Annotated in this window: 10 protein-coding genes and 1 pseudogene; 8 read left to right on the top strand and 3 right to left on the bottom strand. The window is 70.9% G+C overall.

Features of this window, described 5'->3' with window-relative positions:
* Positions 1-507 (bottom strand): hypothetical protein (locus C5B96_RS17505; protein WP_199176505.1); only part of this gene is annotated, 507 nt, incomplete at its 3' end.
* A gap of 187 nt (positions 508-694) precedes the next feature.
* On the opposite strand from C5B96_RS17505, the gene C5B96_RS00305 reads away from it, so the two are divergent.
* From C5B96_RS00305 to C5B96_RS00330, 6 genes and pseudogenes are all read left to right on the top strand, one after another.
* Positions 695-1,363 carry a response regulator transcription factor gene (locus C5B96_RS00305; protein WP_104241803.1) on the top strand — a complete coding sequence of 223 codons (669 nt, stop codon included), beginning with the start codon at positions 695-697 and terminating at the stop codon, positions 1,361-1,363.
* Positions 1,360-3,165, top strand: a complete 1,806-nt coding sequence (locus C5B96_RS00310) for a HAMP domain-containing sensor histidine kinase (protein WP_233188897.1) — start codon at positions 1,360-1,362, stop codon at positions 3,163-3,165. The genes C5B96_RS00305 and C5B96_RS00310 overlap by 4 nt, the downstream gene beginning before the upstream one ends.
* A 101-nt stretch (positions 3,166-3,266) precedes the next feature.
* Positions 3,267-4,685: pseudogene (locus tag C5B96_RS00315) on the top strand (flavin monoamine oxidase family protein); the annotation flags it as partial.
* Complete coding sequence (locus C5B96_RS00320) at positions 4,682-6,061, top strand: NAD-dependent succinate-semialdehyde dehydrogenase (protein WP_104241807.1); 1,380 nt, start codon at positions 4,682-4,684, stop codon at positions 6,059-6,061. The pseudogene C5B96_RS00315 and the gene C5B96_RS00320, both read left to right, overlap by 4 nt.
* A gap of 171 nt (positions 6,062-6,232) precedes the next feature.
* Positions 6,233-6,793 (top strand): antibiotic biosynthesis monooxygenase, encoded by a 561-nt coding sequence (locus C5B96_RS00325; protein WP_104241809.1) that lies wholly within the window; start codon positions 6,233-6,235, stop codon positions 6,791-6,793.
* 120 nt (positions 6,794-6,913) lie between these two features.
* Positions 6,914-7,357 (top strand): SRPBCC family protein, encoded by a 444-nt coding sequence (locus C5B96_RS00330; protein WP_104241811.1) that lies wholly within the window; start codon positions 6,914-6,916, stop codon positions 7,355-7,357.
* Here C5B96_RS00330 and C5B96_RS00335 read toward each other — a convergent pair.
* Positions 7,354-7,710: a PRC-barrel domain-containing protein gene (locus C5B96_RS00335; protein ID WP_104241813.1), complete on the bottom strand. Its 357-nt coding sequence runs from the start codon at positions 7,708-7,710 to the stop codon at positions 7,354-7,356. The two genes, C5B96_RS00330 and C5B96_RS00335, sit on opposite strands and share 4 nt — an antisense overlap.
* 45 nt (positions 7,711-7,755) lie before the next feature.
* A complete protein-coding gene (locus tag C5B96_RS00340; protein ID WP_104241815.1) occupies positions 7,756-8,772 on the bottom strand; it encodes a diacylglycerol kinase family protein in 1,017 nt (338 codons plus the stop codon).
* Positions 8,773-8,923: 151 nt separating this feature from the next.
* Here C5B96_RS00340 and C5B96_RS00345 point away from each other — a divergent pair, with 151 nt between their 5' ends.
* Together C5B96_RS00345 and C5B96_RS00350 are read left to right on the top strand one after the other, a co-directional pair.
* Positions 8,924-9,472 carry a hypothetical protein gene (locus C5B96_RS00345; protein ID WP_104241817.1) on the top strand — a complete coding sequence of 183 codons (549 nt, stop codon included), beginning with the start codon at positions 8,924-8,926 and terminating at the stop codon, positions 9,470-9,472.
* Between the two features lie 130 nt (positions 9,473-9,602).
* Positions 9,603-11,007: HNH endonuclease signature motif containing protein (locus C5B96_RS00350; protein ID WP_146078045.1), on the top strand; the 1,405-nt coding region annotated here is incomplete at its 3' end.

The raw sequence follows: 11,007 nt of genomic DNA on the forward strand, positions 1-11,007 counted from the left end.
GGGGAGGGCTGCGCAGGTTTCCCCGGCCGCGGGGGGCTGCGGTGCGGTGGCGGGCGGAGTAGCGCCATCGGTCGGCGTAGGGGCCGCCGATCCGTCAGCGCCGACCGCCGGGGCACCCGCCGCAGGAGCGGTCGGAGCAGGCGCGGTCGCAGCAGGGGCATCCGCCGCAGGCGCGGTCGCCGCGGGGGCGGTGGGGGCCGGCTGCCCACCGCGGCCGTCTGCGAAGGCGGCGGTCGCGGAGGTGCCGACGAGGCCGAGGCCCATGACGCCGCAGGCCACGCTGCACGCCACACCGATGGCGACGCGCTGGCCGAACGAGGTGCGCCGGGAACGGGGCGCCCGGGGCGCCCGGGCAGCTTCTGCAAGCGCGGTGGCCTGAGCGGCCTGAGCGGCCTCAGCGGCCTGAGCGGCCTCGGCAGCCTCGGCGGCATCGGCAGCCCGGGCGGGCCCCGCCGGGCCCGAGGAGGGGGACGGCCCCGAGGGCTGGCCGGTTCCGGAATCTGACATGGTGCGTTCCTCTCACTTCGCGGCGCACACAGCGCCGCACCGCCGGGCCGGGCCACCCGCAGGGTGCTGGTGGCCTCGTCGCCCGGTTTCCTCCACCTTCGGCAGCGAATCTGAAGCTCGCATAAAGGTCAGCGTTCGCCCAGCATTCACCCAGACTGGCCCGGGTCGGTGCGCCTACGGTTCACAGATGACCAGCCCCGCCCGCATCCTGCTCGTCGAAGACGATGAGACCATCCGCATCTCGGTCGCCGCGGCCCTCGCCGCCGAGGGCTACGTGGTCGCCTCGCGCGAAGACGGCCGCGAGCTGCCCCACGACCTGGCGAGCTTCGTTCCCGACCTGCTGCTTCTCGACTGGATGCTGCCCGGCCCGAGCGGCATCGCCCTCGCCGCGACGGCCCGGCAGAGCAGCGGGTGCGCCGTCATGATGCTGACGGCACGCGACGAGGTGGATGATCGGCTGCGCGGCTTCGCGGAGGGCATCGACGACTACCTGGCGAAGCCCTTCGCGATCGCCGAACTGCTGGCCCGCGTCGCCGCGATCCTCCGCCGACGCGGACGTCTGCCGGCCGTCATCGAAGTCGCCGATCTGGTGGTGGATGTCGATGCCGCCCAGTCCCGTCGCTCCGACCGGGCGCTCGACCTGACGGCGACCGAGTTCCGCCTGCTCAGCTTTCTCGCCGAGAGCCGGGGCCGCACGGTGTCGAAGGGCCAGATCCTGACGCAGGTCTGGGGCTACGACGACCTCGACGCGAACGTCGTCGAGGTGCATCTCAGCTCGCTCCGCCGCAAGATGGAGGCCCACGGGCCCCGCCTGATCCACACGGTGCGTGGCATCGGCTACCGGTTGAGCGCGTGACGGAGTCGCTTCGCACGGGGTCCCTGCGCCGGCGCACCGTTCTGGCGGTGCTCGCCCTGCTCACCGTGCTGCTGGTGGCCCTCTGCTTCACCGTGCAGGCGCTGCTCGGCGACCGGCTGCGCGCCCAACTCGAGGAACGGCTGCACGACCGGGCCTCCGCGGCCGCCGCCCTCGTGGGAACGGTGTCGAACGACGACCTCGCCGACCGGCTGTCGGCGCAGGGCGTCTCGGTCGTCATCCGCAGCGCCGACGGCGCGGCCGTGGTGGCGGGCCCGTCTCCCGAGCAGCTGAAGAGCGCACGGGCCCCGGGCTCACCATTACTGGGCGGACCGATCCTGGGCGGGTCGACAGTGGGCGGGCCGACACAGGGCGGGCCGGATGCAGCGGGCCTTGGCCCGCTGGGTTCCACGGCAGCACCGACCACCGCGGCAGAGCCCGGAACGACAGACGGTGCCGCTGCAGCAGACGGTACCGCGGCAGCAGACGGTGCCGCTGCAGCAGACGGTACTGCAGCAGCAGATGGTGACGCAGCCGCCCCCGCAAGCGCACCAGCCGTCGGCGCAGCCGCCCCCGCCGCCGTCACCGTCAGCTCCTCGGTCGTCACCTCCGACGACCAGCTCCTCACCCTCGAGTCCCGGCTCAGCGAGGGCAGTACGGTGACCCTCACCGTCGACGCGAGCGGGGTGGATGCGACGCTCGCGCAGCTGCGCTGGATCATGCTGGCCGCCTCGGCCGCCTTCCTCGTGCTCGCCGCCGCAGCCCTCGCCTTGGTCGTTCGCCGAACGCTGGCTCCCCTCGAATCGATGACCGGCCTGGCGCGCGACATCGCCGGCGGGGACAGGGGCCGTCGCCTCCGGCCCGACCGCCCGCAGACCGAGATCGGCCAGGTCGCTGCGGCGCTCGACGAGATGCTCGACGAGATCGAGGGCGCCGAACGGGTCGCGCGCGAGGCCGAGTCGAGGGTGCGCGCCTTCGTGAGCGACGCGGCGCACGAGCTCCGCACGCCGGTGGCCGGAATGCAGGCGGCCGCCGACACGCTGGTACGCTCCTCCGTCGACCGGAACGAACGCGAGCGCCTGGCCACGCACGTGGTGCGGGAGGCGGGCAGGGCGTCGCGCCTCATCGACGACATGCTGCTGATGGCGCGGGTCGACCGGGGCCTCGAACTCGACCTGCAACTGATCGACCTGGGCGACGTCGTGGCCCGCGAGGTGGAGCGGCAGCGCATCCGCCGCCCGCTGCTCGACCTGAGCGCAGAGGCCGCGCCCGCAGGCGCACCCGGGGCCGCACCTGCAGCCGAGACCAGCCCGGCAGCAGCCGGCGCAGCATCACCTGTTGCAACCGCACCCCGCAGCGCGCTCCTCGTGCGCGGCGACGCCGAGCGCCTCGGCCAGGTCGTCGCGAACCTCGTCGACAACGCAGCCCGGATGACCGGCGGCGCCGGCCCGGTGCGGGTGTCGCTCGCGCGCTCCGCCGACTCCGTCACGCTCCGGGTGGCCGACGGAGGCCCCGGCGTGCCTATCGGTGACCGCTCCCGCATCTTCGACCGCCTCGTGCGCCTCGACTCCGCACGGAACGCCACCGGCGGCGGCGCAGGCCTCGGCCTGCCGATCGCCCGCGGTATCGCCCGCGCGCACGGCGGCGAACTGGTGTGCGTCGACCCCACGCCGGGCGAGTCACCCGGCACCGCACTCGGCGAGGTACCCGGCACGGCCCCGGGCGAGGCACTAGGCACGGCACCCGACGTGGTACCCGGCACAGCCCCAGGCGCGACGTTCATGCTCACCCTCCCGCCCGCATGACGGCGAGCGCCCGTCCCGGCCCTCGGCCCCGACTATCGGAACGCACCCCTCTCGGGCACAATGAGTTCTGAGTTCGTCACCGAAGCCCCACCCGAACCACGAATCGAGTCGTCATGCACCACCTCGAGCGCGACGTCGTCATCGTCGGAGCCGGCGCCACGGGCCTGACGGCCGCCGCCGCCCTGCAGCGCGCCCGGCTCTCGGTGATCGTTCTCGAAGCGCGCGACCGCGTCGGCGGCCGCCTCTGGACGAACCACATCGACGGCCAGCTCTACGAGATCGGCGGCCAGTGGGTCTCGCCCGACCAGACGGCGCTGCTCGAGACCCTCGACGAGCTCGGCCTCGACACCTATGAGCGCTACCGGGCGGGCGACAGCGTCTATGTCGGCCCCGACGGAGTGGCGAAGCGCTTCACGGGCGACATCTTCCCGGCCGGCCCCGAGACCGAAGCAGAGATCGCCCGGCTGATCGACCTGCTCGACGAACTCGTCGCCCAGACCGACCCGGCGGCGCCCTGGCAGCATCCGCGGGCCGCCGAATTCGACCGGGTGCCGTTCGACGCCTGGCTCGCCGAGCAGTCCGACGACGCCGAGGCCCGCGACAATGTCGCCCTCTTCATCGCCGGCGCGATGCTGACCAAACCGCCGCACGCCTTCTCACTTCTGCAGGCCCTGCTCATGGCGGCGAGCGCGGGCAGCTTCAGCAACCTCGTCGACGCCGACTTCATCCTCGACCGGCGCGTCGTGGGCGGCCTGCAGCAGGTGCCGCTGCGGCTCGCAGAGCAGCTCGGCGACGACGATCTGCGGCTCGGGCATCCGGTCACCGCCCTGCACTGGGCTGACGACCGCGTGGTCGCCGAGACGGCAGACGTGACGGTGAGCGCCCGCCGCGCCATCGTCGCGGTGCCCCCGAACCTCTACTCGCGCATCCGGTACGACCCGCCCCTGCCGCTCTTTCGGCACCAGTTGCAGCAGCACCAGTCGCTCGGCCTCGTCATCAAGGTGCACGCCACCTACCGCACGCCGTTCTGGCGCGATCACGGCCTCTCGGCCACCGCCTTCAGCCCCTACCAGCTCGTTCACGAGGCCTACGACAACTCGAACCACGGCGAGTCCCGCGGCACGCTGGTCGGGTTCGTCTCCGATGAGAAGGCGGATGCCCTGCTGACCCTGCCCGCCGACGAGCGGAAGCGCCGCATCCTCGACTCGCTCGCCACGTACTACGGGCCCGAGGCGCTCGATCCCGAGGTGTACTACGAGAGCGACTGGGCCGCCGAGGAGTGGACGCAGGGAGCCTACGCCGCGAGCTTCGACCTCGGCGGGCTGACCCGGTACGGCGCCCTGCAGCTCCAACCCGTCGGAGCCCTGCGGTTCGGGTCGAGCGACCTCGCCGCCGAGGGGTACCAGCACGTCGACGGGGCGATCCGCGTGGGGCGCCGGCTCGCCGCAGAAGTCGTCGAGAGCCTCGCCGCCGCACCCACAGCACCCGCAGCATCCACCCCCCCAGGAGGCACCGCATGAGCCACTTCGCCGTCGTCAACCCCGCCACGGGCGAGACCCTCGCCGAGTACCCGACGATCACCGCCGACGAGCTCGACGAGGCGATCGCCCACGCGTCGGAGGCGTACGAGACGTGGTCGCGCAAGACCTCCGTCGCCGAGCGCGCCGCGCTGATCGGCCGGGTCGCCGAGCTGCACACCGAGCGCCGCGACGAGCTCGCCGCGATCGTCGTGCGAGAGATGGGCAAGCCGCTCGAGCAGGCCCTCGGCGAGGTCGACTTCGCTGCAGCGATCTACCAGTACTACGCCGACAACGGCGCCGCGTTCCTCGCCGACGAACCGATCGAACTGAGCGATGGATCGGGTTCGGCGTTCATCCGCCGCTCGGGGCTCGGCGTGCTGCTCGGCATCATGCCGTGGAACTTTCCCTACTACCAGGTCGCCCGCTTCGCCGGCCCCAACATCGTGGTCGGCAACACCATCCTGTTGAAGCACGCACCGCAGTGCCCGGAGTCGGCCGCCGCCATCGCCCAGATCTTCGACGATGCAGAGGCCGAGCTGGGCGCACACGACCACGTCTACGTGAACATCTACGCCGACAACGACCAGGCCGCGACAGTCATCGCCGACCCGAGGGTGCAGGGTGTCTCGGTGACCGGCTCCGAGCGCGCCGGCGCGGCGGTCGCCGAGCTCGCCGGCCGGCACCTGAAGAAGGTCGTGCTCGAACTGGGCGGCTCCGATCCGTTCATCCTGCTGTCGACCGACGATCTGGATGCCGCGGTGAACGACGCCGTCAACGCCCGCCTCGACAACAACGGCCAGTCCTGCAACGCCGCCAAGCGTTTCATCGTCATCGACGGTCTCTACGACGCGTTCGCGGCGAAGTTCACCGAGGTCTTCACTGCCGCGCAGCCGGCAGACCCGATGGCCGAGGGAACTGTGCTCGGCCCGCTCTCGTCGGCGGCCGCGACCGAGCGCCTCGAAGAGCAGCTGGGCCGCGCGGTCTCGCAGGGTGCCACGGTGCTGGCCTCGGGCACGCCGTCGGGCAACTTCTTCCCGCCCGCCGTGCTGGCCGACGTGACCGCGTCGATGGATGCGTACCGCGAGGAGTTCTTCGGCCCCGTCGCCGCGCTCTACCGAGTGGGTTCGGAGGAGGAGGCCGTGCGCCTGGCGAACGACACCCCCTTCGGGCTCGGCTCCTACGTCTACACGACCGATCCCGAGCAGGCCCTGCGGGTGGCCGACGGCATCGACGCGGGCATGGTGTGGGTCAACCTGGTGCTGGGCGACGCCGCAGAGCTGCCGTTCGGCGGGGTGAAGCGATCCGGTTCGGGGCGCGAGATGGGGCGCTTCGCGCTCGAGGAGTTCGCGAACAAGAAGCTGATCCGCATCGCCTGAGCCGGGCATCCCGCTCGCGGTCGGCCGGGCCTCCGCGCACACGCGGCCGGGCATCCCGCTCGCGCCCGGCCGGGCCTCCGCGTGCGCCCAGCCGGGCATCCCGCTCGCGCCCGGCCGGGCATCCACCCGCCCCCGGCCAGCAGCCACCGGCGCGCGGTGCAGACTTGACGCATGACACCTGCGCAGCCGATCACCGTCGCCGTCACCCGCATCGTCTCGCCCGACCGCGCGCGCGAAGCCGCCGCCTGGGCACGCTCGGGCCAGGACCTGATCAGCACCTACCCCGGCTACCTCGGCTCGGGCTGGATCAGGCCCGACCCCTCGTCACCCGACTGGCACATGCTCTTCCGGTTCGCGGACGCGGCCAGCCTCGACGGCTGGGAGCAGTCTCCCGAGCGCGCCTGGTGGGTGTCGACCGGCCAGGGCCTCGTCGAGCACGGCGATGCCGAACGGCGCACCGGCATCGAGGGCTGGTTCGACGAACCCTCCTCGGTCGAGGTGATCAGCGCCCAGCCGCGCACTCCCCCGCGCTGGAAGCAGATGATCTCGATCTTCATCGTCTTCTACCCGCTGAGCGTGCTCGCGAACTATGCGGCGGCGCCCCTGCTCGGCGAATGGCCGATCTGGGCCCGCGTGCTGGTGACCGTGGTCGCGCTCACTCCTGTGATGACCTACCTCGCACTGCCGTTCGTGACGCGGGCACTGCGGCCCTGGCTGCTGCGGGGGCGGTAGCCGGCGCCGGCCGGGCGCCTCGGCCGCACGGCCGGTGACGACCGGGCCTGCGCCTCACAGCCGGGTTGTGCTCGGCTCCCGCGTGGGCGATGATGGCCCCACCATCGTGAGGGGTACCCAATGAAGCGTGCCGAACACAGCGTCGAACTGCCCGTCTCCGCGTCGGCGGCGTTCGACCTCTGGGAGCAGATCGAGACGTTCCCGTCGTTCATGCGCCATGTCGTGCGCATCTCACGGCTCGACGACCGCAGCAGCTACTGGGAGCTCGAGATCGGCGGCGTCGAATGGGACTTCGAGGTGCAGGTCACTGCCCGCGAGCCCGGCCACTACCTGCAGTGGGCGACCGAGGCGGGCGAGATCGTCTTCACGGGTTCCGTCGACTTCACGGCTCTGGATGCCGCGACCAGCCGGGTCCGTGTGCTCATCGAGTGGGAGCCGACGGGGCTGCTCGAGCGAGTCGGAGCCGCACTGGGCGACGACAGCAGGGTGCTGCGCCAGGATCTGGATGACCTCCGCATCCACGTCGAGGCGCAGACGCAGACGCCCTCCGCCGATCGGAGTTAGCGGCGACCGAGCCGACGTTCGCCGCCCGAACCGGTCTCGTAGGCCAGCCCGTAGTGGGTGTAGACCTCGGGCTCGTGCGCGGCATCCAACTCGCCGTCCGTCGCGATCGATGGAGCGGTCTTGATCAGCTTCTTCGGGTACATGACCTTCAGGTGCTTCGGCGACACGAGCGCGCCGTTCAGCGGCACGAACACGAGCTTCTGCCCGCTCAGGATGCCGATCTTCACGGTCGCGAAGGCAGGCTGGTCACTCGCGGTGTCGAAGTAGATGCTCTCGAGCGTACCGACCCGGTCGTCGACCTCGTCGCCGACCGGCATCCCGATCCAGTCGCGGATGTTTTCTGCTTCGAACACGGCCGAACCCCGTTTCTGCCGGAGGCCCGGCTGTCGCCTCCTACGCTAGTCTGCGTCGGCGGGCACGCGCACCTTGAGCGCGCCGGGCTCGATCCAGGCGTTGAAGGCGGTCGCCTTGCCGAACCCGTCGCCATCGAGCTCGATCTCCTCGGGTCGCGAGAGCCGGGCGACGAAGCGGGTGCCGGTGCGGTAGTGCAGGTCGCCGTCGTTCCGGTGCTCGCCGGCCAGGGCGCGGCCGGCCTTCGTACGACGCACGATGCCGTTCAGCCACGCGACCTTCACCCAGACGCGGATCCAGCCGAACAGCCCGCCGGGCCGCATCAGCAGCAGATCGAACAGGCCGTCGTCGACGACCGCGTTCGGCATCAGCAGAATGTTCGCCGGCAACGATCCGCAGTTGCCGATCATCACGGTGTGCACGGTGGCGCGTTTGGTGGGCTCGTCGTCGAGCTTGAACTGCATGTGCAGCTCGTGCGGGTCGCGGAGCGACTTCGTGATCGCACTGACGTACGCGGCGATGCCCGCCTTGGCCTTCAGGTCGTCGTCGGTGTTGGCGATCATCTTCGCGTCGATGCCCATTCCGGCCAGCACCACGAACACGTGCCGGTCGCGCGTGCGGTTCTCGCGCTCGATGTCGATGACGCCGAGGTCGATCGGCCGATCGACTCCCTCGAAGGCCGCGATCACCGAACCGGGCATGTCGTTCAGCGTCAGCTTGAGGTTGCGGGCGAGCAGGTTGCCCGTTCCCGACGGCAGCAGGGCGAGCGGGATGCCGCTGCCGCGTAGTGCTTCGGCGACAGCCCTGACGGTGCCGTCTCCTCCGGCCGTGATCACGAGGTCGACGCCGAGGTCGACGGCCTCGCGCGTGACCTTCTGGCCCACGTCGTCGATGGATGTCTCGAGCCACACCGATTCGCCCCAACCCGCATCGGCGGCGGCGCTGTCGACCGCCGCGCGCAGGGCGTCGATGTCCACCTTGATCGGGTTGTAGACGACGGCGGCGGTCTGCTGCGTCTCTGTCGGGGAGGTGGGGGACGCGGGTGTGGAGTCGAGGTCGGCCATCTGGCCAGAATAGGGGTACCCCGGGCATTCGGAACACCGAATCGTCCCGGGTTGACAGCCCCCTTTGCCCATGTCGGCGCCTTTGGCAAGGGGTGATGAGGGCGTGCGGATGCCGCAAGAGTGAAGACCTCCACCACGAGAGGAACTCACTGTGTCTGAACGCAACACTTTCATTCGAAGCCTGCACGACATCGGACTCGCCGCCTGGTTCGGCGGCAACCTCATGGGAGCCGTCGGCCTGAACGGCGCAACGGCGAAGGCCAAAGACCCGACGGAGCGCCTGCGCCTGTCGTCCCTCGGCTGGGCCAGATGGGCGCCCGTGCAGCTGGTCGCGCTGGCCGCCCACGGAATCGGCGGAGTCGGCCTCATCGCCGGCAACAAGGGCCGCCTCGCCACCCAGCCCGAGTCGCGCACCAACACCATCGTGAAGATCATCGTCACCGGGCTCGCCGGTGCGGCGAGCCTCTACTCGGGGCTGCTCGTCCGCAAGATCGCGGCGCACGCCGAAGAGGGCGCCACGGGCGTCACCGAACCGGGCTCCACGACGTCGGAGGAGCTCGCCAAGGCGCAGCGCACCCAGAAGGTGCTGCAGTGGGCGACGCCCGTTCTGACCGCGGTGCTGCTGGTGCTGGCAGCGCAGCAGGGCGAGCAGCAGCGCCCCGTCGCGGGCCTGCTGGGTAGGCTCGGCGTGCGCAGCTGAGGTTCGCGGGGGCCGGGCCGGGACGTACTCGCGGCCCGGCCCGAAACTCTCAGAAACCAATTTCCTCCTTCGGGTCGTTTTGGGCTCTTTTTGCTGAGGGAATGTCAGTGGCTGGTGGTTGGGTTGTGCCATGACCACTTCAGCCGCTTCTCTGCTTGCTGGGCTTCTGGATGCCCGGGAGTGCTTGAGCGCTGTCGGTGGTGTTGGCGGGTTGGCTGCCGCGCCCGGTGGGCTTGCCGACGATGAATTGGTGGCGGCTCTCGCGGAGCTCGAGTCGGTGGGTCGTCTTGTAGACGGGTTGCGGGTTGCTCTGGCTGGGGAGGTGGCGGCGAGGTCGGATGCCGCCTACGGCGACGAGGGTCTGTCTCGTTCGCAGAACTTCGCAACTCCCGCAAAGTTCCTGGCGGCGGTGACGGGTGTGTCAGTGTCGACGGCCTCGGCGCGGGTGCGTCTGGCCGCGCAGGTGCACACGACGTTCTCAGTAACAGGCCTCCCGAATCCGCCGCGGTTCCCGCGCGTGGCGGAGGCACTCACCACCGGTGCGCTCGGTGTCGATGCGGCGGCAGCGATCACGAAGCGCCTGCACGACGTCGCGACCCGCACGGGTTTCACCGAGGCTCTCGAAGGGGCCGAGGGTGAACTGGTCTCCCTGGCGCAGCAGACGATCGGCGGTCTCGGGTACACCGCGGATGATGTGGATGCGTTGGCGCTTCGTGCCCGTGAGCACCTCGACCCCGACGGCGCAGAACCTCGCGAGGCCGACCTCCACGACCGCCGCTACCTGACCCTCTCCCCACACCGCTCGGGCATGACGAAGCTCACCGGATGCCTCCCCCCGTCGTCGGCGGCAATCCTGAAGGCAGCCCTCGAGCCGTTCACGAGCCCTCGCGTCGTCGCTTTCACCGACACTGCTCCCGACACCACCTCGCCCGACTTCGCCACCGCACCCGACCCGGCCATCTCGGCTGACCCGGTGTTCGCAGACATCCGCACCCGCGGCCAGAAAACCGCAGACGCCCTCGTGCAGTTGGTCTCGATGGCCGCCGGGCTCCCTGCACAGCCACGCATCAACGGTGCGGCACCCACGGTCAACGTGCACGCCACCCTCGACGACATCGTCGCCGGCCGTGGTGTCGGCTGGGTCGACGGACTCACCGAACCCGTCCCACACACCACCATCGAGACGCTCCTCTGCCACGCCGACACCATCACCACCCTCTTCGGCCACCACGGCCAGATCCTCCAGCACGGTAAAACGAAGCGCCTGTTCACCCCGGCGCAGAACCGTGCCCTCGCCGCCCGCGACGGCGGATGCATCTGGCCGGGCTGCGACGCCCCACCGTCCTGGTGCGAATCCCACCACGTCGACGGGTGGCTGTCAGACACCCACCCCGGTGGTGTCACCGACATCGACAACGGTGCGCTGCTGTGCCACTTCCATCACTCACACGTGCACAAAACCCGGTGGACGCTTTCCATGCGTAACGGAACCCCGCACCTCACCCCACCCGACACCATCGACTGGACCCAAACCC

The organism is Subtercola sp. Z020 (assembly GCF_002931235.1).
Lineage (GTDB): Bacteria > Actinomycetota > Actinomycetes > Actinomycetales > Microbacteriaceae > Subtercola.

Bases quoted from the DNA above. Each gene is read 5' to 3' on its own strand.
- C5B96_RS00305 (WP_104241803.1), top strand. From the start codon at position 695: ATGACCAGCCCCGCCCGCATCCTGCTCGTCGAAGACGATGAGACCATC.
- C5B96_RS00320 (WP_104241807.1), top strand. From the start codon at position 4,682: ATGAGCCACTTCGCCGTCGTCAACCCCGCCACGGGCGAGACCCTCGCC.
- C5B96_RS00325 (WP_104241809.1), top strand. From the start codon at position 6,233: ATGACACCTGCGCAGCCGATCACCGTCGCCGTCACCCGCATCGTCTCG.
- C5B96_RS00330 (WP_104241811.1), top strand. From the start codon at position 6,914: ATGAAGCGTGCCGAACACAGCGTCGAACTGCCCGTCTCCGCGTCGGCG.
- C5B96_RS00340 (WP_104241815.1), bottom strand. From the start codon at position 8,772: ATGGCCGACCTCGACTCCACACCCGCGTCCCCCACCTCCCCGACAGAG.